Raw genomic sequence first — 24,399 nt, 5'->3', positions numbered from 1 at the left:
CTTCAGGCGGCGGCCTCGATCAGCGTCGCATGCAACACCGTGATCACATCGGCCGGGTCTATTCCTATCAGGTAGCCGCGTTTGCCACCGTTGATATAGATGCGCGGCAAGGCGGCGATGCTGGCCTGCATATAAACCGGCATGGCATGGCGCGTCCCGAAGGGGCTGGTACCTCCGACCTGATAGCCGCTGTGTTTGTCGGCGGTTTTCGGGTCGCACGGCATGACTTTTTTCACGCCTATGGCGCGCGCCAGCAGGCCGGTCGCCACTTCGCGGTCGCCATGCATCAGCACGATCAGCGGCTTTTTGTGCTCGTCTTCCATCACCAGCGTTTTCACGACGCAATGCTCGTCCACGCCTAGCTCTTGCGCCGACACGCGCGTGCCGCCGCGCTCTTCGTATTTATACAGATGGTCGCTAAAGGCGATGTCGTGCTCGCGCAGCAGGCGTACCGCCTGGGTCACCGGGGTTTTGTCCTTGGCCATGGTGCTCTTTGTCGATAAAAAACCATGCTAGCTTAGAGTCGCTCAGGCTGTCGGTAAAGCCCGGCTTACGCATGCCATGGCTTACCCAGTGCGCTGCCTTGCCCGCCGTGGCGTGCCAGATTATCGGCGATGGTCTGCATGGCCAGCCAGCGCGGTGCGCACCAGTCGGGGGCAATCAGGGTCGGTGCTTGCGCCGTGGCCGAGACGCGGTGATAGACCACATGCGCCGGCGTCGCACGAATCAGCTCGGCCGCCAGTGCCGCATAGTCGTCCAGCGTCATCGGCATGACTTCGCGCCGCTGGTATTGCGCCGCCATGCGGCTGCCCTTCACGATCATCAGCGGGTGCAGCTTGAGGCCTTCGACGCCGATATCGAGTACGGTCGCCAGCGTGTGATGGATGTCGGCATGGCTTTCGCCGGGCAGGCCGGCAATCAGGTGGGTGCAGACCTTGAGCCCGCGTTGATGCGCGCGCGCCACCGCATCGCGGTAGTCGGCCAGCGTATGGCCGCGGCGTATGGCTTGCTGCGTCTTGTCGTGTGCGCTTTGCAGGCCTAGTTCCAGCCAGACTTCCATGCCCTGCGCCTGATAGCCGGCCAGCAGGTCCAGCGCCGCATCGGGTACACAATCGGGACGGGTGCCGACGCACAGGCCGACGATATCGGACTGGGTGGCTGCCTCGTCGTAGAGCGCTTTCAGGGTTTCGACTTCGGCATAGGTGCTGGTGTAGGCCTGGAAGTAGGCCAGATAGCGCCGTGCACGGTCGGTACGGACTTTTTCGCGGGCGATCTGCGCGCTGATGGACAGGATGCCGGCCTCGCGGCCGAAACTTTTGACATTGCAAAAGGTGCAGCCGCCGCGCCCCAGTGTGCCGTCGCGGTTAGGGCAGGTGAAGTCGCCGGCGAGCGACAGCTTGTGTACGCGTTCGCCGAAGCGTGCCTTGAGATAATGGCCGAAGGTGTGGACGTAGTGATCGAGTTGCATGGCGGCCGGAAAAAACCGCGCAGTTTAACAGTCGGGGCGGAATGAATCCCTGTGCTGGATCAAAGACTTGGGCGAGAATTCCCCACTCCCCACTCCCCACTCCCCACTCCCCACTCCCCACTCCCCACTCCCGCCTTATAAGCGATGCCAGCCAAACAGATACAGTACGCCGAAGATGGCCGAGCTGATGACCAGGGCTTGCGCGAGGATGATGACCCATTCGCGCAGGCTCTTCTTTTGGCTGCGGTCAAACAGCCAGCGATAGGCCGCATACAGCACGAAGCACAGTACGAAGAATTTGAACAGGCGACCAAACATGGCGAGGGCGGGGGATAAGGGGGCTCATTATTGCTTTGTACTTGGCGCTTACGCAAGTCTGCCCAAACGATATAATGGCTGCTCGTTTACCTGGCGATTTTTTCGAGGCCGCAATTATCCATGTCCGTCACTCACTCTTCTGTCGGGATCGTCAGTGCCCAGTATGCCGCGTTTGATACCCCGCTTGCGCTGGCCAGCGGCGCCGTGCTGCCGGCTTATCAGTTGGCATTCGAGACCTATGGCACGCTGAATGCGGCCAAAAGCAACGCCATCCTGATCTGCCACGCCTTGTCTGGCCACCATCATGTGGCCGGGCGTTATAGCGAGTCCGATAAGAGTGCCGGCTGGTGGGATTCGATGATAGGGCCGGGCAAGCCCATCGATACCGAGCGCTTTTTCGTGGTCGGGGTGAATAATCTGGGCGGCTGCCATGGCTCGACCGGCCCGTCCTCGATCAATCCGGCCAGTGGCGAGCCTTGGGGGGCGGACTTCCCCATGGTGACGGTGGCGGACTGGGTATGCGCGCAGGCGCGGCTGGCCGACCGGCTGGGCATCGAGCGCTGGGCGGCCGTGATAGGCGGCAGTCTGGGCGGCATGCAGGCGCTGGACTGGAGCATACGTTACCCCGAGCGTATCGCCCATGCGCTGGTGATCGCCTCCGCCCCCAAGTTGTCGGCGCAGAATATTGCCTTTAATGATGTGGCGCGTCAGGCCATCCTGACCGATCCCGAATTTCATGGCGGCAACTTTTACGGCCGGGGCGTGTTGCCGCGCCGCGGTCTGCGTCTGGCGCGCATGCTGGGCCACATCACTTATCTGTCGGATGACGGCATGGGCGAGAAATTCGGCCGCATGTTGCGCTCGGGTGAATACAAATTCGGCTTCGATGTCGAGTTCGAGATCGAATCCTATCTGCGCTATCAGGGCGACAAATTCTCCGACAGCTTTGATGCCAATACCTATTTGCTGATGACCAAGGCACTGGATTATTTTGATCCGGCGCGTGAATACGGCGGCGATCTGGTCAAGGCCTTGCAGCGTGCCAGCGCCGGTTTTCTGGTGGCCAGCTTTACCTCGGACTGGCGCTTCTCGCCCGAGCGCTCGCGCGAGACGGTCAAGGCGCTGGTCGCCGCCGGACGGCGCGTCAGTTATGCCGAGATCGAGTCGGCACACGGCCACGATGCCTTTTTGATGCTGGACCCCCCTTATGTAGCGTTGATGCGCGCCTATCTGGGCCGTGTTGCTGCGGAGATAAACGCATGATGACCCCTGCCTTGCGACCGGATCTGGCGCTGGTCGCCGACTGGATCAAACCTTCTTCGCGCGTGCTTGATCTGGGCTGCGGCTCGGGCGAATTGCTGGCACATCTGCAGCAAAGCAAGCAGGTGAGTGGCTATGGCGTCGACTTTGCCGTCGACAATGTGGTGCGCTGCGTTGAGGCCGGCATCAATGTGCTGCAGGCTGATCTGGAGGCGGGCCTGGCCGAGTTTGGCGATGCCAGCTTCGATGTGGTGGTGTTGTCGCAGACCATACAAGCCATGCGGCACACCGAGCAGATTCTGATCGAGATGCTGCGTGTCGGGCGCGAAGCCATCGTCACCTTCCCCAATTTCGGCTACTGGGGCAACCGCTGGCAGATTATGCGCGGGCGGATGCCGGTGTCGGAAACCATGCCCTACCAGTGGTACAACACGCCCAATATCCACTGGTGCATGCTGGGGGATTTCGAAGCGCTGTGTGCCAAGAACGGCATACGCGTACTGGAGCGGGTGGTGATGGATAAGGGGGCGCGCATCCAGCTGCTGCCCAATTTATTGGGCAGCCTGGCGTTTTACCGCGTCAGCCGGCAATAAAGGCCGGGCCTGCATGTCGGGCAGCGGGGGCGTGGCGTAGAATGCCCGCTTGGCTGCCCCACCCCTCTACCCCGATTGAAAAGGCTGTTCCCGCTTATGACTGACGCACCCACCGACTGGAAGCATGAGATCCTGTCGCGCAAGATGCTGATCTGCGTCTTTACCGGTTTTGCCTCCGGCCTGCCTCTGTATCTGCTGATCAATCTGCTGCCGGCCTGGCTGAGAAGCGAGGGCATAGACCTCAAGGCCATCGGCCTGTTTGCCTTGATCCAGTTGCCGTTTACCTGGAAATTCATCTGGGCGCCGCTGATGGACCGCTTTGTGCCGCCGTTTTTCGGCCGGCGCCGCGGCTGGATGTTGCTGACCCAGTGTGCGCTCTTGTTATCGATGACCGGCTTCGGCCTGTTTTCGCCGCAGCAGGACCTGATGGCCATTGCTGCGCTGGCGTTGGGGGTGTCCTTCTTTTCCGCCAGTCAGGATGTGGTGATTGATGCCTTTCGCCGCGAAATTCTGTCCGATCGCGAACTGGGGCTGGGCAATACCATCCATATCAATGCCTACCGCCTGTCCAGCCTGATTCCGGGTTCGCTGGCGCTGATTCTGGCCGATCATCTGCCATGGGCGCAGGTGTTTATGATTACCGCCGTGTTTATGCTGCCCGGCATTGCCATGACGCTGATGGTCAGCGAGCCTGCACTGGCAGCCGCCACGCCCAAAACCCTGCGCGAAGCGGTGGTTGAGCCGTTTCACGAGTTTATCGGGCGCAGTGGCGTGCGTGGCGCGCTGCTGATTCTGGGTTTTATCTTCCTGTACAAGCTGGGTGACAGCATGGCGACGGCACTGGCAACGCCGTTTTATATGGATATGGGTTTTTCCAAGTCCGAGATCGGTCTGGTCGCCAAGCATGCCGGCTTATGGCCAGCGGTGATCGGCGGCCTGCTGGGCGGTGCCTGGATGATTAAACTGGGCATTAACCGCGCCTTGTGGGTGTTCGGCGTGGTGCAAGTGCTGTCGATTCTGGGTTTTGCCTGGCTGGCGATGCATGGCCGCTTTACCGAGGTTGGCGCGGCAGAGCTATCCAGCCTCGCGCTGGTGATCGGCTTCGAGGCGCTGGGGGTGGGGCTGGGTACGGCAGCATTTGTCGCTTTTATCGCGCGCACCACGCATCCGGCTTACACCGCCACCCAGTTTGCGCTGTTTACCAGCCTCGCTGCCGTGCCGCGCACGGTGGCCAATGCCGGTACCGGCTTTTTGGTGGACAGTCTGGGCTGGACCGTATTTTTTCTGATTTGTACCGTATTGGCGTTGCCGGGCATGGCTTTGCTGCACAAGGTCGCGCCATGGAAAGGGGAGTCGGCATGAAAAGGGTTTTTGTAGCGGGGGTATTACTGGCGAGTCACAGCGTGTGGGCTGAAGTGCTGATCACGCCTGCGGCAGCGGACAGCAGCGCACCGCTGGCGCAGATCGCACCGCTTGAGAGTAGTGCGCCGCAGGTGCAAGTTTTGCCGGCCGACAGTAGCGCACCGCTGCTCGTGCTGCCTCCGGTGACCGCACCCGTCATGACCGAGGCTGCACCTGTGCCGGCACCATTTCGCGTCGACTACCACTGCAATGGCGCGCAAAAAATCAGCGTGCTGTATCCACCTTATGCGGATGCGGATACCAAACCTATCAAGCTTGAGTGGAAGGGCAAGGCTTATCGCTTGAAGCTGGCGATGAGCGCCAGTGGTGCACGCTATGCCAGTAGCCAGCTGGTGTGGTGGACCAAGGGCGACACCGCCTTTTTGAGCACCCGCGGCGGCCGCATGCTGGTGCGCGGCTGCGAGGCGCAGTAGCCGGGCAGGTTGAGCTATTGACAAGGGTCAATTGTCGGTTGGTTTAGCATGACCCGTCTGCGATAGCCTTGCTAAGATATTGCACGCTATCCAAGGTGGGGGCCGGTATGGCTGATCAGATTGCGATAAAGGTGGGCGTTGGCGACGGCGCGTTGATGGTCGACGCCGAGGGCCGGATTTCCTTCATGAGCGAGAGCTGCGCACAATTACGCGGCGTACCGATGGCCGACGCCATCGGCGAGCGGGTCGATGACGTGTTTCCGGCCACCTTGCTGCATCAGACGCTGGAAACCGGTCTGCTCGAGCGGCACACGCCATGGAGCGACGGCAAGGTGCTAGAGCTCCTGGTATCGCGGATACCGGTGATGGCGCACGGGCGCGTGTGCGGCGTGCTCGGCTACGTCGACAAGGTGTTGCGCGCGGCGCCGGGCAAAACGCCGTGTTTCGACAACCTGCCCCGGTTGTCGCCGCAGGCGCGGCTGGTGCGCGAGCAGCTCAAGCATGTCGCAGCCTTCGACACTACGGTGCTGTTGACCGGCGAGAGCGGCGCGGGCAAGGAAATGTTCGCCCGCGCGATTCACGAGTGCAGCCGCCGTGCGGCGCGCCCCTTCATCAAGCTCAACTGCGCGGCGATCAACGACGCACTCGCCGAGAGCGAGCTGTTCGGCTACGACAAGGGCGCGTTCACCGGCGCGTCGCGTGACGGCCACAAGGGCAAGTTCGAGCTGGCCGACCAGGGCACCCTGTTCCTTGACGAGATCGGCGAGCTGCCGCCCGGGCAGCAGGCGAAGCTGTTGCGTGCGCTGCAGGAAGGGCAGGTCGATCGCATCGGTGCCGAGCGCAGCCGCCACGTCGATGTGCGGTTGATCGCCGCGACCAACCGGGATCTCGCGCAGATGGTGCGCGAGGGCACTTTCCGCGCAGACCTCTACTACCGGCTCAACGTCGTCCAGTTGCGCGTGCCGGCGCTGCGCGAGCAGGTGTCCGATATCCCGGTGCTGGTCGAGCGGCTGTGGGGCGAGTTGTGCAGCCGGCACCACCACTACAGCCAGCTGTCGCAGTCGGCCGTCGCGCTGCTCGCCGAGCAGGCGTGGCCGGGCAATATCCGCGAACTCAAGCACACGCTGGAGCGTGCGCTGGTGTTGTTGCCGCAAGGGGTGATCGGCCCGGACGAGATCCGCACCCTGTTCGATGCGGCGCTGGGTCAGGCACTGTCCGTGCAGTGCTCGCCGGCGCTCGACGCAGACTGCCTGCTGCGCACGCTGGCCGCGTGCGGCAACAACCGCAGCGAAGCGGCCAGGCGGCTGGGCATCTCGCGTGCGCTGCTCTACAAGAAGCTGCACCAGTTCGGCCTGTGGGAACTGGCCGGCGGCGCCTGAGCCGCCGGCAGCGGTGGGTTCAGAACGGTGTCTCGTGGCCGATGAAGCAGTAGATGCCCTCGTCCAGCGCGGCGCGCTGCAAGGCGCGCATGTGCGCATCTTCCGGCGGTTTCATCTCGGCGAACGGGTAGCACTGGTCGAGCTGGCGGTATTTGGATTCGCCCAGCCGGTGAAAGGGCAGCAGGTTCAGCGCGTCCATGCCGATGCCGCGGATGAAGCGCGCGGTCGCACGGATGTTCTCCTCGCTGTCGTTGTAACCGGTGACCACCGGTACGCGCACCACCAGCACGCCGTCCCAGTCGGGCTTCTTCGCCAGCGCCTCGATATTGGCGAGGATGCGCGCGTTGTCGACGCCGGTGCGCACCTGGTGCGCGGCCGGGTCCATATGCTTGATGTCGGTGAACACCCAGTCGACGTACTGCATCACATCCAGATAGAAGTCCGGCTGGACGTGCGAGGTGGTCTCGATGCAGGTGTGGATCATCGCCTCCTTGCAGCGGCGCAGCACTTCGCGGATGAAGTGGCGCTGCAGCAGGGGCTCGCCGCCGGAGAAGCTGGCGCCGCCCTTGCCGCCCCAGAACTGGCGGTCGCGCTGGAAAATGTGCATCAGTTGGTCGACGGTGTAGTGTTTGCCGGTCAGGCACTTGCCCTCGTGGTAACACACGCTTACGCAGTCGTGCGTCTCGCAGTGCGCGCACTTTTCCCGGTCGTGGCGGGCGAGCCCGTCCACCACCGAGATCGCGCCGTGCGGGCACGCATCCACGCAGTGGCCGCAGTGTACGCAGCGGCTCTCGTAGTACAGCATCTCGGGGTAGCGGTGGATGCCCTCGGGGTTGCAGCACCAGTCGCACTTGAGCGGACAGCCCTTGAGAAACACGGTGGTGCGGGTGCCCGGGCCGTCGTGCAGCGAATGGCCCTGGATGTCGAAGATGAGTCCCTTGAGCGGTTCGTCCATGGTGTGCTCCTGATCCTTATGTGGGGACAAGCCCCGGGTGCGGGCCCGGGGCGCGGTGGGGGGGGGCTCAGGCGTGGGCGTGGTGGCTCACGTCATCCTCCTTCTTCGCCGGCGCGTGCACCCTGCGCGGCAGCGAGATGGCGAGCAGGATGGAGACGAAGAAGCTGCCGATCGCGTAGTAGATCGAGTAGGTGTAGCTGCCGGAGACATCTTTCAGGTAGCCGCCGATGAAGGAGCCGGCGAACGGGCCTATCCCCATCACGATCAGCGTGCACATCCCCCAGATCTTGCCGAGCGTCTTGGCACCGAACACCGAGCCGGTGTAGCCGACCACCCCGCCTGGGACGATCGCCCAGTACACGGCGAAGATCACGCAGGAGACGTAGGCGATGGTCGTGCTCTGGCCGGACATCAGCAGCAGCACGCAGGCGACGACGCCGGTGCTGGGGCCGAGGATCAGCATGAACTTGCGCCCGACTGTCTCGTTGCCGGTCTTCTCGACCACCCAGTCGGACAGCTTGCCCATGATAGGCATCGAGAAGATGCCGACCAGACCGATGATCGAGTAGGCGCCGATCGCCGCATCGCTGGTCCAGCCCAGGTCGGCGACCCAGTACGACACCACCTGCGTCCAGATCAGGAACTCGGCCATCATGCTGGTGAGGAACATCAGCACCACCGCCCACACCGCGTACTGGCCGAACGCCTCCTTCACCGTCCACTCGTACTGCGTCTTGGCCGGGCCGCCTGCGACCGTGCCGTTGGCCTTGACGCCGTAGGCGTCAGGGCCCTTGCGCGCCATCACTACCGCCAGCGCCAGCGCGACGAACATGATGCCGCCCAGCAGCATCATGGTGCTGCGCCAGGCGTCGGCACCGCCGCTAGCCAGCGACGCCTTGGTCACGTAGGCGAGCGAGAACTGCGCGAGCGGCGCGCCGGCGAAGGCCAGCCCCCACATCGCGCCGTAGGTCTTGCCGACGTACCATTTGCGCACCGACACCGTCGAGGTTACCCACAGCATGCCGGTAGCGACGCCGCCGACCACGCCGAAGGTGAACAGATAGGCGAAGTGGCTGCTGACCATGGAGGTCAGCACAAAGCCCAGCGCGCCAAACACGGTGGCGATCGCGTACACCGGGCGGGTGCCCCACTTGTCGAGGATCATGCCGCTGAAGTAGGCGGTCACCGCGTAGATCGCCATCATCAGCGAGTAGCCGAGGGTGACTTCGGACTGGGTCCAGCCCAAATCCTCGCTCATCGGGATCTTGAGGATGGCGAAGGTGGCGCGGTAGCCGAACAGGCAGAACACCGCGAGCCACGACGCGGCGACGGTCATCAGCCCGTAGCGGCGGGAGAGTTGCTCTTCGTTCATAACAAAGCTCCTGTAAAAAAAGGCCCGCCATGCGGCGGGCCTTGTCTGCGCTTAGTGCACCGCCGTGAAGTCTTCACAGGTGATGGCGATCATGTCGCCGTACGCCGCGAAGGCCGGGGCCGCCGCCGTGCAGCAGCCGTTGCTGGCGTCTTCGGCCTGGTAGTGCTTGCAGAACTTGCACTTGGCGAGGCGTTCGTAGCCCTCGGGCGCCACGGCGTCGGCGTGCACCAGCTTGCCGGTGCGGTGGTCGATGCCCTTGTCCACGTCGATGGCCACATAGTCACGGGTGTCGCGGAAGGTCAGTTGTGTCATGTCAGAAGCCCTCGTATTCAGTACGTGCGATCAGTTCGTCCTGCACCGACTTGCCGATTTCGACCCAGTACTGGGTGAAGCCGGCAACGCGGACCATCAGGTCGCGGTAGTTTTCCGGATGTGCCTGCGCGTCGCGCAGCACCTTGGTGTCGACCACGTTGAACTGGATGTGGAAGCCGCCCTTGCGCATGTAGGCGCGGATCAGGTCGAGCAGTTTCTTGCTGCCTTCCGGCCCGCGGATCGCGGTCGGGTGGATCTTCACGTTCATCTGCGAGTTCTGGCTCATCGAGTGGTCCCACACGGTTGCCGAGCTGAGCAGCGCGAACGGTCCGTTGCGGTCGGTGCCCGGATACGCCGACATCGATGCGTCGGCGTAGGTAGTGCCGGCCAGGCGGCCGTCCGGCGTCGCGCAGGTGGCCGAGCCCTGGGCGCCGTGCGTCGACACCGAGATCTGGCACGCGTACATCGGCTTGGCGTACAGCGACTGGTAGTTGGCGCAGTCGTCGCAGAACCAGTTTTCCCACTCGAGCAGAACCTCGTCGGCCGCCTGGTCGTCGTTGCCGTACTTCGGCGCCTGCAGCAGCGCGAAGTGCAGGCGGTTGAAGCGGCCGTCGTCGTCCTCGCGTTTTTGCTGGTCGGAGATCGAGAACGAGTTGACCTCGTGCGCCGTCTTGAAGCCGAAGTTCTTGACCATCGCCTCGCGCACCTCGTCGAGGGTGAACTGCTGCTCCTCGAACACCAGTTTCTTCAGCGCCGCCATCGAGTTGACCCAGGTCACCGTGCCGCAGCTCTCGACGTTGTACGTCGCGTTGAAGCGGTAGCCCAGCTCGTTGATCAGGTGGCCGCTATCCAGGCACCCCGGCTTGAGCATGGAGTTGAACACCGCCATGTTGTTCTTGCGCCAGATGTCGTGCTGCAGGTTGTTGCACAGCTCGAGTACTTTGCACGACAGTTGCCAGTACAGCTTGAACTGGTCCCACACCTCTTCGTAGCTCGACAGCTTGCGGTTGTGCGGCGGGTAGACCTGCGCCTTGGTGCGCTGGTCGACGCCGTTGAACAGCGTGAGTTCGAGGATCTTCGGCATCGCGAGGAAGTGGATGCCGACCGAGGTCGGCTGGCACGCGCCGCCGGGCACCTCGTACGCCTTGCCGTTCAGGTGGATGGTCTTCCACACGCCCGGCTGGCTCTCCAGGCAACCGCCGATCGACCAGGCGCGCGCCTCTTCCAGCGTGATGTTCTCGCACGCATAGTGCTGCATGAAGAACTGTTCGGCGACGTCGTTGTTCATGAATGCCGGGTAGCCGGCGCCGGACTTGATCACGTCCATCGCCAGCAGGAGGAAGTCTTCCGGCAGGCGCTCGTCGTAGTGCAGCGCGATGGTCGACTGCGGCATCGCGTTGCGCACGCCGGCTTCGAGGATCAGGTACTCGAGGCGGTTGACCGCCGACTCGCCGCGGCGGTTGACGCCGCCGACCGACAGGGTGTTGAACGAGTTGCCGGAGAGCACGCCGCCGACCACGCCGGTCGAGGCGAACGGGTCGATCGAGGTCTTCAGGATGCGGTCCTGCTCGAGCAGTTCGAGCACCTCGTCTTCGGTGATGCGTCCGGCGGCGATGTCCTGCTCGAACCACGGGTAGAGGATCTGCCCCAGGCGACCGACCGACATGCCGGAGATCGCGTCCTCGTTGACCACCGCGATATGCAGCGTCTCGACCATCTGCAGCGCCTCGATGAAGGTGCGCGGCTGGTGGTGCGCGATATGCTGCAAGCGCCCGGCCATCGCCGCGTACTCGGCCGCCTGCTGCTTGTCAGGCGTGACGCCGGACAGGCGGCGCGCTTCGGCCGCGTAGTTTTCGATCCACTTTTGCACGCCCTCGATCACCAGCTTGACCGCGTAGTAGTTGTACAGGCGGTTGGTGCCGACCATGCCGTCGCCGCCGGCGTCACCGGCGCACTCGGCCATCTTCTCCTCGCACATGCGCACGATGCCGTCAAAGCCGTACTCGAGCGGGTAGTAGTAGTTGATCACCTCGCGGCCCTGCGGCAGCGTGAAGCCGGAGTCGAACATGCACACCAGGGAGCGCATCACCTGCTCCTTGATGTCGTAACCCGGCACCATGCGCTCGTAGCGGTTGGAGATCTGCTCGACCGACTTGTCCTGCCACATGTGCGCGAGCTTGACCAGGATGCCGACTTCTTCCTGGCGCACGCCGAACTTGCCGGCGACCGATACCACATTGCCGAAGGACTGGGTGACGTTGCCGCCGCCCGCGCCGAACTTGGAGTGCTCGCCGGCGGAGGCCGAGCCACTCTTCATCGCCGCCTGGTAGAGCGCGTCGCCCTGGGCGAGGAAGAAGGAGTTGGTCAGCCACGGCATCGCGAACGAACCGCGCACGAACGGCCCCTTGCGCATGGTCAGCAGCTCTTGCGGGTAGATCGCCGGGGTCAGGTGGCTGAACGCCGCCTTCAGCGCGAGTGCGCGGCGCACCACCGGCAGCTCGAGGTCGTTGCGCATGTACTCGCGGGTGTACCAGTACGGGAACTCGTTGTTGATCGAGGAGAGCGCTTCCATATAGCGCTCCTTCAGGTACTTCACCCGTTCGTGCGGCTCGCGCTGGATCTCGCGGTCGGTGAGCGCGGCGGGCGCCTTGCCGCCGGCTTCAAAGTCCATCGAGATGCCGGCTTCGCTGAGCACTTCCTTGAATGTCCGTGCCATGACTTACCTCCAAAGTTGGAAAAGTGGGATTGCTGAAGCTTGCAAAATAGATAGCAATCGCTGTGCCAATTTCGGGATGTACGGCAGGATGCGGCCTGCAGCGGGACGGGCCGCGCTGCAGGGTGTCACCGCCTGTCACCGCCACCGTAGGCCGTGACACCCCTGCAGGCAGGGTCGACACCCGCGCGGCCTTGCATCGCGGCCGTTGCGGCCTGGTATCAAGGGCGTTACAGGGGTGACAGTCGACGAGCAGTTGTCGGCGCTAGAAAATGGCGATTCAGGTATGCAAGAGACCGGCGGCGGATGGTGCGGCCAGACTTTGTTAATGGAAGGGGACGTCCATTGCCATTAGCAAAGCCGCTTTAGCCGGCAAACAGCGGTTCGATGCAGCCGGCGACCTCGACGCGGACGGATAGCAGGTTACCGGACTGCGGATAGGCTACGAGTTCGGCTGCGCTGCGCTTTTCGCGGCTGGAAGTGATGTAGAGTGTCTTGAGGTCGGCACCACCGAACGCCAGCATGGTGGGCCAGCGTAGTGGCAGGCGGATTTCGTCTACCGTTTCGCCACTGTCCGGGTCGAGGCGCAGCACACGCCCGCCATCGAACATGGCGCACCAGTAATAGCCTTCGCTGTCAAAAGCCGCGCCGTCCGGCCGGCCACCGCTGCCGCGCTCGAATTGGCGCAGCACTTCCCGTTTACCCGGATTGCCCGCAGCATCCAGCAAGTAGCGGTACAGGACATAGTTGGGCGTGTCGGCGTGAAACAGCCAGCGTCCATCCGGGCTGAAGGCCAGACCATTGGACGTCATGACATCATCGGCCATCACGGCATATTCTCCATCTGGCTTGATACGCACCAGTTTGCCGCCCTTATGGTCGCGCGGCTCCCATAGCGTGCCGGCCCAGAAGTTGCCGTAGCGGTCGACCCGGCCATCATTGAAGCGACTGAGAGCCGGGTCGGTCGGATTGTCGCCCAGTTTTTGTTCGATCTTGCCTTGGGCATCGGTCAGGAAGATGCCGTTTCTGAGTGCGACAATAAAGCCGCCGCCTTGCCTGAGTCCGAAGCAGCCGATATGTGCCGGCATCGGATAGCTGCGATTTTCACCACTGGCCGGATCGAAGCGGTAAAGCGCCGGTGCCAGAATGTCGACCCAGTACAGTCGCTGTTCGCGCGCTGACCACAGCGGGCATTCGCCCAGTAGTGCCTGGGCTTCGAGTGCACAGATGACCGGGGATGCCATTGCCGCTTCCTCTTCTATTTACGCCGCCAGCTTTTTGGCGGTCAGCGCCAGACGCTTGCCCTGCGCCAGCGCCAGCTTGCGCTCGGCTTCGCTGATGGCGTGATCGTTCTTGAGGCCCGCGACATGGCTGACGCCATAAGGGGTGCCGCCGCTGGTGGTGGCGGCCAGTTCGGGCTCAGTATAGGGCAGACCGAGCAGCAGCATGCCGTGATGCAAAAGCGGAATCATCATCGACGTCAGCGTGGTTTCCTGCCCGCCGTGCATGGAGGCGGTGCTGGTAAATACGCAGGCCGGTTTGCCGACCAGGGTGCCGGCCATCCATTCGGCACTGGTGCCATCAATAAAATATTTCATCGCGCTGGCCATATTGCCAAAGCGGGTCGGGCTGCCCAGTGCCAGCCCTATGCACTCGGCCAGATCCTGACGCTCGACATAGGGTGCGCCGGCATCCGGTACCGCCGCTTCGGTCGCTTCGCAGACGGCCGATACCTTGGGGACGGTGCGTAAACGGGCGCGGCAGCCGTCCACGCTGTCTATGCCGCGTGCGATCAGGCGTGCCAGTTCACGGGTGGCACCGTGCTGGCTGTAATAAAGCACAAGGATATCCTGCATTGTGTCTCCGGAATCGTTACCATGGGTTATGGCAGTATCTTACACTTGGAACCCATGACTTTCCCACGTCCTGAAGCCTTGCTGGGCTTTGCCCGTTTTTCCCTGCTGCGCATGGCGCGGTTGCGCCTGCCGCAAGTGGCCGGCAGCCTGACCTTTACCACGCTGCTGGCGCTGGTGCCTTTGCTGACTATTGCACTGACGGTCTTTTCCGCTTTTCCGGCATTTTCCGAATACAGCACCCGCTTCAAAATCATGCTGCTGACCACCTTGGTGCCGGAATTCGCCGGCAAGGTGATTACCGTGTATATGCGCCAGTTTACCGAGAACGCGGCCGGGCTGACGCTGTTCGGCGTGATCTTTCTCGGGGCAACTTCCGTCATGCTGATGGCGACGGTGGAGCGCACCTTTAATGCGATCTGGAGCGTGAACAAACCGCGCCCCTTGCTGCAGCAGACCATGATCTACTGGATGGTGTTGTCGCTGGGGCCTATCTTGCTGGGCGGCGGCTTGCTGGCCTGGCGCTGGCTTTTCAAGGTCACCCGCTTTGAACAGGTGTCGCCGCTGCTGGACCAGTCCATCCAGGTGGCCGGCTCCATCTTGCTGACGACGCTGGTGTTGACCTTGTTGCTGCGTATCGTGCCCAACCGCTTTGTACCCTTAAAGCATGCCGCGCTGGGTGGCATGCTGACCGCCATTTTGCTGGAGGCGGTGCGCGCCTTGTTCGGTTTTTATATCGGCGAGATGGGGTCCTATCAGACGATCTATGGTGCGTTTGCCAGTATTCCTATCTTCCTGCTGTGGCTGTATCTGTTGTGGATGGTACTGCTGGTCGGGGCCAGCTTTACGGCTTCGCTGTCTTACTGGCAGGATCAGGCATGGCGGCGGCGCAATGAGCCGCGCCGGCGCTTTCTGGATGCGCTGGAGGTGATGGTTTTGCTGGATGCGGCACAAGAGCACGGTAAGCCGGTCAGCCCGCAGGCATTGCGCAGCGAAGTCGCGGTCGGCTACGACGAGTTGGGGCGGGTGCTGGAGCGCCTGTCAAGCGTAGGCATGGTGCTGGCCACCCAGTCCGGCGACTGGGTGCTGGGGCGCAAGCTCTCGACCATTAATCTGGCCGAGCTATTCCAGCTGTTTGTGTATCGCGGTGATGTCGAGGATGACGCGCTGGCCGAGGAGGTCGAGCGCGTATTTCAGCCCTTTGTCGATCAGCTGGAAAGCACCACGCTGGCCGACTTTGCCCTGCGCGTGGCACGAAAGTAATCGGTATCCTGATAAAAAGCCGGGTCGCGATTGGCGGCCCACCAGTTGGGAATGCCCAGTAGCGGCAGGGGCGGCATCTGGCGCGGGCTATGCAGCCAGTCGTCCTTGTTGAGCGCGCTGGCAAGCCGGCTGTCCAGTGCCGCCAGTTGTGCGCTTTGAGGCAGGCTAAAAAAGTCTGCATCAACCTCGACCAGCAGCGCCTTGGCGCACCAGCCCGGATGGGGTGATAGCGCCTGCTCGAATACGGCATGGCCCAGTACCAGCGGGACGATTTCCCGCCCCCAGGCGGCGCGGTTATCGATAAACAGCGTCTGCCAGTCCATATCATCCAGCGCCGCGAGCAGATCGGGGCGGCAGCTGGCGACAATCACGCCGCACTCATCCAGCAAGGTCGCCGCATCCCTGAGTGGCCCGCGCTTGACCTCGCCACGCTCGATCGCACGCACATGGCGCGCATTCAGTGCACTTTTGCTCTGTGGCCAGATCAGCCAGCACAAGGCATTAAACCAGTCATGCCAGTTTTCGCTGCGGGTCGGGACTTCGCCGGTGCTGCCGATATGCATCTCGTAATAGGCCTCAGGCTCAAGGTCGCAGGCGAAACGCAGTGTCGGAGGCAGCGTGATGCCGCTATGGCGCGCACTGGCCAGCAGTTGGTCGTAGTCTTGCTGCGTGGGCCAGGCCGGTAGCGCAGCCGTGAGTGCATGCAGGCAGTCCAGCGTGGAGAAAAACGGGGCGGGTGCGTGCGGAAAGGAAATGGGACTCATGCCGGGCAATTCGGGTGTGTGGCCCATTATTTTAAAGCAAGTCGCTGCGCCGGGTACGGCTTGTTTCCGGCGCAGCACGGCGCTTACATGGCAGTCTTGATGCCGGCGCGAACCAGAAACCAGTTCATCGGATAGGCGGTGATAAAGCCGCAAGCCATGGCGATCTGCATCATCAGCCAGAAGATGGGTTCAGAGGGATGCATCGGGCCGATCAGCCAGAAAATGGCGAAGGCCATCCAGCCATACATGCCGACTTGCCATGCGCTGAGCGACAAGAAGTCGACCTTGAGTGCGCGCCACCATAGGGCGGCGCCTTGTTGCGGCACCATGCCGATCAGGCCGCCGTGCTGAAAGGTGACGCCGATAGCCAGCGCCAGCAGATAGTCCAGCGCCCATTCGCCGAACACGGGGCTGCCCCATAGCAAAAAAGGCATGAAGAGAAACAGCCAGGGGCCGATCAGGTCGGCCAGGGAACAGCCTGCGCCGCAATGCAGGGTGCCGGCGGTAATGCTCTGCCAGAATGGCTTTTTAGGGCCCATGTCCATGTGTTCCATCTTCATAGAGTCCATCTTCATGGCACCCATATCCATCTTCATCTCGTGTCCGCCTGCGGACATGTCCATTTTCATGGGATGGGCCGATGTGATGCGGGGTTTGCCGCCATTGCCGATATGGCGGTAGGCCCAGATGGCGAGTGGTCCGGCCCACAGTGCATTGATTGGCCAGACCCAGCGCATGATGGCCATCATGGGGGCAGGGCGGTGGCGCTGATCAAGCAGGATATAGGTAAAACAGGCGAGACCCAGAGTCAGGGTGAACAGGGCCAGCGGGTGAAGCCAGGCGGGGAAATGTTGGAGAGGCATGGCAGAAACTCATGTTTACGAGTTTCTATCTATAGCCTAGCTGTTTTGGATTTTCTTGTGAGGAAGGGAATGTCTTTAGCTTTTTTATGCGCATGTTCATGCGCCTTGGCCATACAAAAAGCCCCGCAATGCGGGGCTTTTTTTAGACAACAAATCCGGGCCGAATTACAGTGGCTGGATGTTGGTTGCCTGTGGGCCTTTTTGGCCCATGCCGGATACGTAGCTAACCTTCTGACCTTCGGCCAGCGACTTGAAGCCGTCAGCGCGGATTTCGGAGAAGTGTGCAAACAGGTCGTTGCCGCCTGCATCAGGAGTGATGAAGCCGAAGCCTTTTGCGTCGTTGAACCACTTAACGGTACCGGTTTCCATGAGGAATTCCTTTAAAACAAATCTGTAGAAATGGGCCTAAGCCCGAATGCGCAATAATCAAGGAAGACCGAGTGGAACAATGGAGTACCGCAATAAAGAGGAACAACTCTGATACTTGAATCTACTACTTGAAGATCTTGCGGAGACCTTTATACGCACCTTGTCCCGGCCGGTCAAATGGTTTTGTGAAAATAATTTCAGCCAAACTGTGGCCGGTTTTGCGCCGGCCTCCGTCATGCGCTGCTAAGTGCTTGTTTGGCTTGGCGCATGGGGCTTTGCGTGCGGGCTATGGGCTTAGGGCTGGCAGGGCTATTGCTTGGGATGGGGCGGGGCGATCGGCCAACAAAAAACCCGCAAGCCTTGCGTTGTGCGGGTTGGGTGAACTTCTTGGAACCTTGCGGAACTGCTTGTTGGTGCCCCCGGCGGGAGTCGAAGGGTAAACTCGCATTCCCTTTGAAATCAGTCGGTTACTGGGGTGCTCACAATGGCCGGTGTAACAGTTTGGGTGGCATGGTTGGTATGTTAAAGGAAGGATTGTACCGTAAGTTGAAGTGGTGTGAATGCTTGCACTGCTACGGCCACAGAATCGCCCGTTGCGAGCTTCTGATGGTTTCGGGTGCCCAACTTAGTCTGAATGCAGCAGAGCGCAGGAGGGAGCGGTTACGAGGCTTTATTCGACGATAATAATATATAAAAAAGTATAATAAGTAACAGATGAGGGGGGAGGGGCTGGGTGTCCTTGAAATATGGTAAAAATTTATGAAGCCTTATTAATGTAGGAAGCACTAGCCATTGCCCCCCGTACCGGCCTAACAGGCACCCCCCCCCACCTGATCCTTTAACCGCAATCCCATGCCACACCCGTAGCGAGGTCATGGTTTGGGCATGGTCTACTGTTGGAAAGGATTTCCTTTTGCACACCCTCTGAAGTGCCCCAGTTTGCTATGTTCGAAAGTAGTTTGACGACTTGTGTTCACTGTTGGATAATTAAAACCATCTTTTGTTACACACCAACAGGGGAGGGGTAGAACAATGGCGAATATCACATACCTTCGGGTCTCTACCGACGACCAGACCACGGCCAATCAGCGGTTGGAGATTGAGACCAAGAGTGGCGTCATCATCGACAAGGAATTTGCAGACGAGGCCGTGAGCGGGGCGACCGGTGCGAAGGAGCGGCCACAGTTCAAAGCGATGTTGGAATACATCCGCGAGGGGGATCACCTCTACGTGAGCGCCATCGACCGGCTCGGACGGAACACCATCGACGTCTTAGCTACCGTGGAAACGCTCAAGGCCAAGGGCGTCAAGGTTCACAGCTTGCGGGAGGACTTCGATCTGACCACGCCACAAGGCCAAATGATGCTGACCATGCTTGCGGCACTCGCCCAGATGGAAAAGGCGATCATTGCCGAGCGTAGGGACGCAGGAATGGCGCGAGCACGGGCTGAAGGAAAGCACATGGGTAGACCCCGCAAAGTGAGCCTCGAGGTCATTCTGAGCACGCTACAGGCCAACGAAGGGAACGTGAGCAAGACCGCTAAAGCCTTAGGCGTTGCACGGGCTACGGTCATCAGGACTCGCGATATTGCAGCAGGAAAGAAGGTAGCGAAATGAGCAGCAAAGTGAAGAAGAGCGGCAAGCACAACATCAAGTCGGTACGTATTGACGAGATTGACGCACATATCAGCAACCAGATCCGGAACCCGGATGCGCTGAAGTGGAACGAGAAGAACACCCGTCCTGCTGACGAGGAGCGCCACATCGAGGAACTGCTGAAGGAGCTTAAGACCAGCGACAAGGCAACCCGATTCAAGAAGCCGCTACAGGTTGTCATCAATGACCAGAACCCGCTAAAGCCCTACGTTCTGACTGATGGGTTCCATCGCTACGAGGCGTACAAACGGCACACCAAGCGGTCAGATTACAAGGTGCCTGTTGTGGTCATCGAGGGCGGACTCGAAAAGGCAAGGCTGATAGCTCACCAGAACAACACCGAGCCGAAGCTAGGCATGACCAAGAGCGAGACCGTGCAGAGTGCGTGGGAGCGTATTGCTGAAGGCGCTGTTGATGGTCTGTCGCTGCGGGAGGCTGCACTGGAGCTGAGAATCAGTAAAAGCCAAGTCAGTAAGATGCGGGATGTCCTGAAGCAGATCCGCGAGGGGAATCTGTTGGGAGAACCCCAGTCGGACTACGGCAAGGATGGTGATCATCGGTTGTGGCGTAAGGAAATCAAGAAGCTGTTGCGAGGCGGTGAGGACTTTGAGTTGCCCGAGCAGGAGCACCCTGTTGCAGATGCACTGCTCAAAAAGTGGCGGGAGCAGATCATCGAATATGCCGAGAAGGGCGAGCCTGAATGGTTCCTCAAGCAGGCCGAAATGGCGCTGCACAGGGCACTGAGGGAACCACTGGAAGAGGATGGTCAAGAACTGCGAACCCGAGTTGAAGTACGCATCTGTGAATGGGATGAAGTGTGGATCGAAGATACGGAAGAGAACCAGCGTATCAGGGACTTTTGAAGTGAGCTACATTTTCATGCCAAAATGCTAAGTATGAGTATTTCTGACTCTTATTTGCCTGAAGGAAGCTCTTAAAGTCAATATTTATGGTGTTTTGGTGGGTGTTTTTGCGGTTTACTTGGTGTCCACTAATAGTGGGAATGGACGCCGAATCGATGGCTATATAATCCAATTTCATCTGATTGGTCAGTTTCATCGGCCTGTACGATCCAGCCATGGGTGACTCATACCGATCCATAGCGGCACTCGTCAACTCGAAGATGCGGACGTTCAGGAGTATTTGGCATGAGGGGCAGTCGGAGCCGCTGTGGATGTGATTTGCAATACTCTGTGTATAAATCGGCTCTCTCTACAAATTGTTAGGTAAAATTCGAGCTGAGCTATTCTTCAATGTGATTCGACAAGAACGACTCAACATCTCTAATCATTACTAAAACGTCATCATCGGAGAACTCTTCCGGTTTGCCATGTGCTGCGCTGTTTCGTATATCTGCCAAGGCAGTTATTCTTTTTTGTTGGAGCTTGCTGTACACGCCTTTTTGGGCCAGATCTGAATTCATCTTGTCAAGCTTGGCATGGGCGATGTTGTGTCTGTCACAAATTTCCCTGATTCCTGTTTCAAGAACGACGCCAGCAATAACTGCGGCTGCTAGTTTATATCCTTTTGATAGAAGTTCTGTGGCCTGTTCAAGTTCGCTATTAAAAACCTCTGCTTGTACAAGTGACTTCATGGAAGATAGGTAGCCACCGTCGAAATCTTCTTTGGCGGCACGAAATACTGCTCTGACTCTTTTGTATATTGAAAGCGAAGAATCGACCGTGCGTGGAACTTCAGCCCTGATAAACGCTTTGTAATGTTCTGAATCGGCTCCACAAGACTTAACTAGCAAGTTTTTCGTTTTAATCTGCCACTCTGATAGAGAGTCAAAATCTACCTTTTTAGTCGAGCCGAATATCTCACTATTGGTCACGTGCTGCGTCGCTCCAATAGCCTCAAGTTGTTGTTCAAGCTCATGAAAGCGACGTGATAACTTGTTAATCATTGGGCGGTTTCTTATGTGTTCGTCTGAATTTATTTGCTGTATGGCGCTGTTGCGCAGCTTTTATCTATCGAAGGGAAGTTATATTGAATGCCATGCTAGCACTTGGTGGCTTTGTCAAACTGCCTTGATAGGGAAAGAGCTAGGTCTATGTATTCAAGTACCTCATCGAGTGGTAATGCCACCTCCGAAAAATGAATGACTTTGTTTCTTAGTCCTCGAAGCATTTTGAAACTATCGAGCTGCTCATTTGTTACCACTCCTGTTTTATATATGAGATCAAGATTAATTCCTGGCCCCATTGTACGAATAGTCCTGTGTTCGGCTGTCTCATGAGAGCGAATTAGGCGTTGGGCAGAATGCTCTATCTTCAGCCAAGCTTCAAGAATGGCCGCGCGGGGTGCGATTTCCGCCAGTCTAATTAAATGGTTTCGTGTGTTTTCAGAAGCTGTAATTTCCTCTGTCGATGTAGAAATTGTTGAAGATATTTCCTTTTCAGTTAGCTTTTCGCTTACCTCTCTGACTCCCTCGCCAAACTCAGCCTCAAACTCTTTGTACTTGAGGCGTCGAAGTAATGGTGAAAGCTGAAGAAGCTGTTCTTTTAGCGAGAATAAGCAAATGACCGCAACTACAGGCCAAGCTATCGCTTCTACAAGTTTTGATAAAAAGGTAAGCATGTCCATATAATGTTCCTAGCGGTTATTAAACATAACCTATATTTATGCTTGCATGTATGTGTAAGTAATTTATGCTTGAGTTGGAATGTATCCAGCAAAGAAATTGCTTTTCTACATGAGCCCAAAAACAATGATTAATTGTTTCTAGGAGGTGAAATAATCGCAAAGACCGGTTGTGGTCGATTACCATTTGTTGGCCTCACATAGGTCGCCCAGTGAAGTCGAGTTGCAGCCCGGGGTATTCCAGTTTCACCATCCACGTAGCCAGCGATTGCAACGAGTGACCGTTACCGTAGGTCGAGCCTACGTCTCCCGAACTGTGTCCAGTGAACGCATCATGTACGTCCTTCGGGATGCCTGAGTTGCGAGCTGCATCTTTGAATGTGTGCCGGAACGAATGGAAGACCTTGGTCGAGGGCATGTTTAGCGGAGGCTTGCGAGCGAAGCGACCGTACCACTTCGACCACATGACAGTGTACGCACCATGTTTGCCAGCATCAAGCAAATGGAATAGTCGCTGGTGTCCTTGCTCGCGTTGGTCAGCAACATAGTCCAAGAACCCCAAGCGCAGCAGTTCCGGGTGTAGGGGGATGAAGCGGCGAGACGAGTTGGTTTTGACGCTCTGACCTTCTTCGGCATCCGAAATGGCGATGAAATGTACCTGATCGCGTTCGCGGACATCGGCACAAAGTAGCTGACCCAACTCTTCCAAGCGGGCACCCGTGAACAGTCCCAGTAGTGGCAACCAGAAGGCCGCTTCCCCGCGTCCGGCTTTTGGTCTTTCGCCCTCGCGGAAGATGGCTGTGCTGAAGATGGCGTTCAGGTCTTCAAGTGAATACGGTTGCCTGCTTGGGGCGCTGTTTGTGGCCTTCGCGATGCGCACCCCAGTGGCCGGGTTGCGGGTGATGATGTCGTTATCCAGTGCCCAGCCGAGCAGGCTTCTGATCGCTGTCAGATGCTTCTCCACCGTGGCCGGGGAGTAGTCCTTGGCAACTAACCAGTCCTTGAAGGCAACCACATGGCGCTTCTCGGTTTGTTCGATGGAGATGTCCGGGTTCAAGTCAGCGAAGCGACCAACGTACAGTTGCCATTCTGCTAGGGTTTTGCTCCTTGGTGCCCGCTCGTTAGCCCAACGTTCAAGCAGGACAGGCCAAGAGGTTTCATTCGTGGACGATACTGCTGGATCGACGTTAAGCGCCGTATGTGCCGGGCGGGGAGGGATAGGCACCAGATCGCCAGCATGTAGGGCTTTGGCTTGCTGGATGGTATGGCGCATCGCTTTGGATATGTTCAGCAACGTTTCCCTGTACGCAGGCGTTTCCCGATCAGGAAGGGTGATATGTAGTACGCCTGCCCATGCTTCCAATACAGCCGCCACTGCCCGAAAGTTGCCACGGGTGAACTGCTTGCGCGAGGCGCTATCAACGGCAGCTAGCAGTGTCTCGAACTCGTCGTACTCAGCATCGCTGATCCCTTGGACTTTCCGCGATTCCATGAACGAAAGTACGGCATTACTGAACGTCTGCTGTATCTGCTCGTAATGGGAGAGAGTTAGTTCCGAAGCTGGTATGGCTGGAGTGGTGATGGACTGCTGAATGGATGCCCACTCACGATCAATCTCAACGGCTTTCTCGCGGGCAAGACGTTCCGCTTCCTTGGGGTCTTTCGTTCCCAGCGAGAAGCACACTTCCTTGCGCCCAATAGTAGGCTGGAGTGCTAGAGGAATTTTCCTGCGAAAGTAATAAACGCCAGAACGGCGAGTTAGATAGTTGGTTTTCGACACGGCATTCATCCTGCGAGTGTAACACCCACGTGTAACACCGGCGAGATGTAAGTGGCTGATCTGAATGGAAAATCATGCAAATCAACCACTTGGCAGTGAGGTGGTGCCCCGGCGGGAATCGAATTGTGGCCTGCAAGCCACAGATTGTAAGGGTTTGTGTTTTTCATATTCCAAATGTACCCCCAAATATACCCCCAAGCTTGTCTTGCTACCCCATGAAACCACAGAAAATCCGTTTCCATGGGCAGGGGTTAGGGGCTGTCTCAGTCCACTAGCGAAGCTCTCGCCACTCGGCCATACGGTGCTTCTGTTGTGCAATCTTCTGTCAGGGTATAAGGATGCTTCCCTCTGCCCACGATCTCCCTACCTTGATGCTTCATTCTTAACCCCCCCCCCCTTGAAAAAGCCTCTCCATAAAAATTCACAGTTAGGCACGCGGTTCCGACTAGTTGAGTACAGACTTCTGACCACCCCCTGCCCCCTTCATTACGGCATAACCCCCTTATGAAATTATCGTGGCTAGGACGCTAGCGAGGATCGAATTACCCTTGCTTGGGCACCCTATGGAAGGACCCGCCATTTTGGGTATGCGGTCAGACCTTTAAGTATTAACAACAAGTAATCAAGTTAACCCGTGTGAACGGTTAAGTTAGCCGGAAGCTTCACAGACTGGCAAAGTCTCGCGCCTGCCCTACCCGTATAGGGCACCCCTCCGGGAAGTACCTTTGCATTTCCATTGGGCAATGATGCTTCACCAAAGCGCCCCCGCTGCCGATCTTTTTTACATCCTAACGGCGCACAAACCACCCATGCACCAAAAAGCAGGCGGTGACAGCGGTGACGCAGTGACATTGTTGTTTTTAAAGGGTTTTTAGGCGGTGACAAAATCGGGTGTCACTGCCTTATAGGCGGTGACAGGGCAAAAAATGGCAAAATTAGCGCCATTTTGCACGCTTAAATTTGCTTACTTTAAAGCCTTTATTTGCCCATGTTTGCCATGTTTTTAAATTCCTTATATACAAATTCGCCTTGCCATATGTTGCCGGTTGCATGCCTTTGATCT

The 24,399-nt window shown here is 58.9% G+C and carries 23 protein-coding genes; 8 read left to right on the top strand and 15 right to left on the bottom strand.

Annotation, left to right across the window (positions count from 1 at the left end; all coding sequences use genetic code 11):
• Positions 1 to 2: 2 nt before the first annotated feature.
• From ybaK to M3P88_RS13580, 3 genes are all read right to left on the bottom strand, one after another.
• On the bottom strand, positions 3 to 485 hold the full coding sequence (ybaK, locus tag M3P88_RS13590) for a Cys-tRNA(Pro) deacylase (protein WP_249616545.1): 483 nt from the start codon (positions 483 to 485) through the stop codon (positions 3 to 5).
• Between the two features lie 65 nt (positions 486 to 550).
• Positions 551 to 1,468, bottom strand: coding sequence for a tRNA modification radical SAM protein MnmL/YtqA (mnmL, locus tag M3P88_RS13585; RefSeq protein ID WP_249616544.1), 918 nt, complete (start codon positions 1,466 to 1,468; stop codon positions 551 to 553).
• Positions 1,469 to 1,603: 135 nt separating this feature from the next.
• A complete protein-coding gene (locus tag M3P88_RS13580) occupies positions 1,604 to 1,786 on the bottom strand; it encodes a protein MIGRI (protein WP_249616543.1) in 183 nt (60 codons plus the stop codon).
• Positions 1,787 to 1,906: 120 nt separating this feature from the next.
• Here M3P88_RS13580 and metX point away from each other — a divergent pair, with 120 nt between their 5' ends.
• The 5 genes from metX (at position 1,907) to M3P88_RS13555 (ending at position 6,853) form a co-directional block, all read left to right on the top strand.
• On the top strand, positions 1,907 to 3,049 hold the full coding sequence (gene metX, locus M3P88_RS13575) for a homoserine O-succinyltransferase MetX (protein WP_249616542.1): 1,143 nt from the start codon (positions 1,907 to 1,909) through the stop codon (positions 3,047 to 3,049).
• The gene (gene metW, locus M3P88_RS13570; protein WP_249616574.1) at positions 3,049 to 3,639 is read left to right on the top strand and encodes a methionine biosynthesis protein MetW; all 591 of its coding nucleotides are present in this window, start codon (positions 3,049 to 3,051) and stop codon (positions 3,637 to 3,639) included. The genes metX and metW overlap by 1 nt, the downstream gene beginning before the upstream one ends.
• 96 nt (positions 3,640 to 3,735) lie before the next feature.
• The gene (locus M3P88_RS13565; protein WP_249616541.1) at positions 3,736 to 5,001 is read left to right on the top strand and encodes an AmpG family muropeptide MFS transporter; all 1,266 of its coding nucleotides are present in this window, start codon (positions 3,736 to 3,738) and stop codon (positions 4,999 to 5,001) included.
• A complete protein-coding gene (locus M3P88_RS13560) occupies positions 4,998 to 5,474 on the top strand; it encodes an MliC family protein (RefSeq protein WP_249616540.1) in 477 nt (158 codons plus the stop codon). Before M3P88_RS13565 ends, M3P88_RS13560 begins: the two co-directional genes overlap by 4 nt.
• A gap of 107 nt (positions 5,475 to 5,581) precedes the next feature.
• A complete protein-coding gene (locus M3P88_RS13555) occupies positions 5,582 to 6,853 on the top strand; it encodes a sigma-54 interaction domain-containing protein (protein WP_249616539.1) in 1,272 nt (423 codons plus the stop codon).
• 19 nt (positions 6,854 to 6,872) lie between these two features.
• On the opposite strand, the gene M3P88_RS13550 is transcribed toward M3P88_RS13555, so the two are convergent.
• From M3P88_RS13550 to wrbA, 6 genes are all read right to left on the bottom strand, one after another.
• Entirely contained in the window at positions 6,873 to 7,808 is a 936-nt protein-coding gene (locus M3P88_RS13550; protein ID WP_249616538.1) for a glycyl-radical enzyme activating protein, read from the bottom strand.
• Positions 7,809 to 7,875: 67 nt separating this feature from the next.
• Positions 7,876 to 9,180 (bottom strand): MFS transporter, encoded by a 1,305-nt coding sequence (locus M3P88_RS13545; RefSeq protein WP_249616537.1) that lies wholly within the window; start codon positions 9,178 to 9,180, stop codon positions 7,876 to 7,878.
• A gap of 51 nt (positions 9,181 to 9,231) precedes the next feature.
• A complete protein-coding gene (hpdC, locus tag M3P88_RS13540; protein ID WP_249616536.1) occupies positions 9,232 to 9,492 on the bottom strand; it encodes a 4-hydroxyphenylacetate decarboxylase small subunit in 261 nt (86 codons plus the stop codon).
• 1 nt (position 9,493) lies between these two features.
• Positions 9,494 to 12,208: a 4-hydroxyphenylacetate decarboxylase large subunit gene (hpdB, locus tag M3P88_RS13535; protein WP_249616535.1), complete on the bottom strand. Its 2,715-nt coding sequence runs from the start codon at positions 12,206 to 12,208 to the stop codon at positions 9,494 to 9,496.
• A gap of 362 nt (positions 12,209 to 12,570) precedes the next feature.
• Positions 12,571 to 13,449 carry an SMP-30/gluconolactonase/LRE family protein gene (locus tag M3P88_RS13530; protein WP_249616534.1) on the bottom strand — a complete coding sequence of 293 codons (879 nt, stop codon included), beginning with the start codon at positions 13,447 to 13,449 and terminating at the stop codon, positions 12,571 to 12,573.
• 18 nt (positions 13,450 to 13,467) lie between these two features.
• Positions 13,468 to 14,061 carry an NAD(P)H:quinone oxidoreductase gene (wrbA, locus tag M3P88_RS13525; protein ID WP_249616533.1) on the bottom strand — a complete coding sequence of 198 codons (594 nt, stop codon included), beginning with the start codon at positions 14,059 to 14,061 and terminating at the stop codon, positions 13,468 to 13,470.
• 54 nt (positions 14,062 to 14,115) lie between these two features.
• Here wrbA and M3P88_RS13520 point away from each other — a divergent pair, with 54 nt between their 5' ends.
• The gene (locus M3P88_RS13520) at positions 14,116 to 15,321 is read left to right on the top strand and encodes a YihY family inner membrane protein (RefSeq protein WP_249616532.1); all 1,206 of its coding nucleotides are present in this window, start codon (positions 14,116 to 14,118) and stop codon (positions 15,319 to 15,321) included.
• Here M3P88_RS13520 and M3P88_RS13515 read toward each other — a convergent pair.
• From M3P88_RS13515 to M3P88_RS13505, 3 genes are all read right to left on the bottom strand, one after another.
• Entirely contained in the window at positions 15,267 to 16,085 is an 819-nt protein-coding gene (locus tag M3P88_RS13515) for a DUF3025 domain-containing protein (protein WP_249616531.1), read from the bottom strand. The genes M3P88_RS13520 and M3P88_RS13515 overlap by 55 nt on opposite strands.
• An 83-nt stretch (positions 16,086 to 16,168) precedes the next feature.
• The gene (locus M3P88_RS13510; RefSeq protein ID WP_249616530.1) at positions 16,169 to 16,948 is read right to left on the bottom strand and encodes a DUF4396 domain-containing protein; all 780 of its coding nucleotides are present in this window, start codon (positions 16,946 to 16,948) and stop codon (positions 16,169 to 16,171) included.
• Positions 16,949 to 17,113: 165 nt separating this feature from the next.
• Positions 17,114 to 17,317 (bottom strand): cold-shock protein, encoded by a 204-nt coding sequence (locus tag M3P88_RS13505; RefSeq protein WP_124735977.1) that lies wholly within the window; start codon positions 17,315 to 17,317, stop codon positions 17,114 to 17,116.
• A gap of 1,032 nt (positions 17,318 to 18,349) precedes the next feature.
• Between M3P88_RS13505 and M3P88_RS13500 the strand changes: the two genes are divergently transcribed.
• Positions 18,350 to 18,934 carry a recombinase family protein gene (locus M3P88_RS13500; protein ID WP_249616529.1) on the top strand — a complete coding sequence of 195 codons (585 nt, stop codon included), beginning with the start codon at positions 18,350 to 18,352 and terminating at the stop codon, positions 18,932 to 18,934.
• The gene (locus M3P88_RS13495) at positions 18,931 to 19,836 is read left to right on the top strand and encodes a ParB N-terminal domain-containing protein (RefSeq protein ID WP_249616528.1); all 906 of its coding nucleotides are present in this window, start codon (positions 18,931 to 18,933) and stop codon (positions 19,834 to 19,836) included. Before M3P88_RS13500 ends, M3P88_RS13495 begins: the two co-directional genes overlap by 4 nt.
• A gap of 380 nt (positions 19,837 to 20,216) precedes the next feature.
• Here M3P88_RS13495 and M3P88_RS13490 read toward each other — a convergent pair whose 3' ends face one another.
• The 3 genes from M3P88_RS13490 to M3P88_RS13480 all read right to left on the bottom strand — a co-directional run bounded on the left by M3P88_RS13490 (position 20,217) and on the right by M3P88_RS13480 (position 23,336).
• The gene (locus tag M3P88_RS13490) at positions 20,217 to 20,879 is read right to left on the bottom strand and encodes a hypothetical protein (RefSeq protein WP_249616527.1); all 663 of its coding nucleotides are present in this window, start codon (positions 20,877 to 20,879) and stop codon (positions 20,217 to 20,219) included.
• 95 nt (positions 20,880 to 20,974) lie between these two features.
• The gene (locus M3P88_RS13485) at positions 20,975 to 21,559 is read right to left on the bottom strand and encodes a hypothetical protein (RefSeq protein ID WP_249616526.1); all 585 of its coding nucleotides are present in this window, start codon (positions 21,557 to 21,559) and stop codon (positions 20,975 to 20,977) included.
• 193 nt (positions 21,560 to 21,752) lie between these two features.
• Positions 21,753 to 23,336, bottom strand: coding sequence for a DUF6538 domain-containing protein (locus M3P88_RS13480; protein ID WP_249616525.1), 1,584 nt, complete (start codon positions 23,334 to 23,336; stop codon positions 21,753 to 21,755).
• Between the last annotated feature and the right edge of the window lie 1,063 nt (positions 23,337 to 24,399).

It is taken from the genome of Craterilacuibacter sp. RT1T, assembly GCF_023502145.1.
Lineage (GTDB): Bacteria > Pseudomonadota > Gammaproteobacteria > Burkholderiales > Chromobacteriaceae > Craterilacuibacter.
The sequence above is the reverse complement of the archived record's forward strand: the minus strand, read 5'-3'. Positions and strand labels throughout refer to the sequence as shown.

Coding starts and splice junctions, on each gene's coding strand:
- ybaK (WP_249616545.1), bottom strand. CDS start 485: ATGGCCAAGGACAAAACCCCGGTGACCCAGGCGGTACGCCTGCTGCGC.
- mnmL (WP_249616544.1), bottom strand. CDS start 1,468: ATGCAACTCGATCACTACGTCCACACCTTCGGCCATTATCTCAAGGCA.
- M3P88_RS13580 (WP_249616543.1), bottom strand. CDS start 1,786: ATGTTTGGTCGCCTGTTCAAATTCTTCGTACTGTGCTTCGTGCTGTAT.
- metX (WP_249616542.1), top strand. CDS start 1,907: ATGTCCGTCACTCACTCTTCTGTCGGGATCGTCAGTGCCCAGTATGCC.
- metW (WP_249616574.1), top strand. CDS start 3,049: ATGACCCCTGCCTTGCGACCGGATCTGGCGCTGGTCGCCGACTGGATC.
- M3P88_RS13565 (WP_249616541.1), top strand. CDS start 3,736: ATGACTGACGCACCCACCGACTGGAAGCATGAGATCCTGTCGCGCAAG.
- M3P88_RS13560 (WP_249616540.1), top strand. CDS start 4,998: ATGAAAAGGGTTTTTGTAGCGGGGGTATTACTGGCGAGTCACAGCGTG.
- M3P88_RS13555 (WP_249616539.1), top strand. CDS start 5,582: ATGGCTGATCAGATTGCGATAAAGGTGGGCGTTGGCGACGGCGCGTTG.
- M3P88_RS13550 (WP_249616538.1), bottom strand. CDS start 7,808: ATGGACGAACCGCTCAAGGGACTCATCTTCGACATCCAGGGCCATTCG.
- M3P88_RS13545 (WP_249616537.1), bottom strand. CDS start 9,180: ATGAACGAAGAGCAACTCTCCCGCCGCTACGGGCTGATGACCGTCGCC.
- hpdC (WP_249616536.1), bottom strand. CDS start 9,492: ATGACACAACTGACCTTCCGCGACACCCGTGACTATGTGGCCATCGAC.
- hpdB (WP_249616535.1), bottom strand. CDS start 12,208: ATGGCACGGACATTCAAGGAAGTGCTCAGCGAAGCCGGCATCTCGATG.
- M3P88_RS13530 (WP_249616534.1), bottom strand. CDS start 13,449: ATGGCATCCCCGGTCATCTGTGCACTCGAAGCCCAGGCACTACTGGGC.
- wrbA (WP_249616533.1), bottom strand. CDS start 14,061: ATGCAGGATATCCTTGTGCTTTATTACAGCCAGCACGGTGCCACCCGT.
- M3P88_RS13520 (WP_249616532.1), top strand. CDS start 14,116: ATGACTTTCCCACGTCCTGAAGCCTTGCTGGGCTTTGCCCGTTTTTCC.
- M3P88_RS13515 (WP_249616531.1), bottom strand. CDS start 16,085: ATGAGTCCCATTTCCTTTCCGCACGCACCCGCCCCGTTTTTCTCCACG.
- M3P88_RS13510 (WP_249616530.1), bottom strand. CDS start 16,948: ATGCCTCTCCAACATTTCCCCGCCTGGCTTCACCCGCTGGCCCTGTTC.
- M3P88_RS13505 (WP_124735977.1), bottom strand. CDS start 17,317: ATGGAAACCGGTACCGTTAAGTGGTTCAACGACGCAAAAGGCTTCGGC.
- M3P88_RS13500 (WP_249616529.1), top strand. CDS start 18,350: ATGGCGAATATCACATACCTTCGGGTCTCTACCGACGACCAGACCACG.
- M3P88_RS13495 (WP_249616528.1), top strand. CDS start 18,931: ATGAGCAGCAAAGTGAAGAAGAGCGGCAAGCACAACATCAAGTCGGTA.
- M3P88_RS13490 (WP_249616527.1), bottom strand. CDS start 20,879: ATGATTAACAAGTTATCACGTCGCTTTCATGAGCTTGAACAACAACTT.
- M3P88_RS13485 (WP_249616526.1), bottom strand. CDS start 21,559: ATGGACATGCTTACCTTTTTATCAAAACTTGTAGAAGCGATAGCTTGG.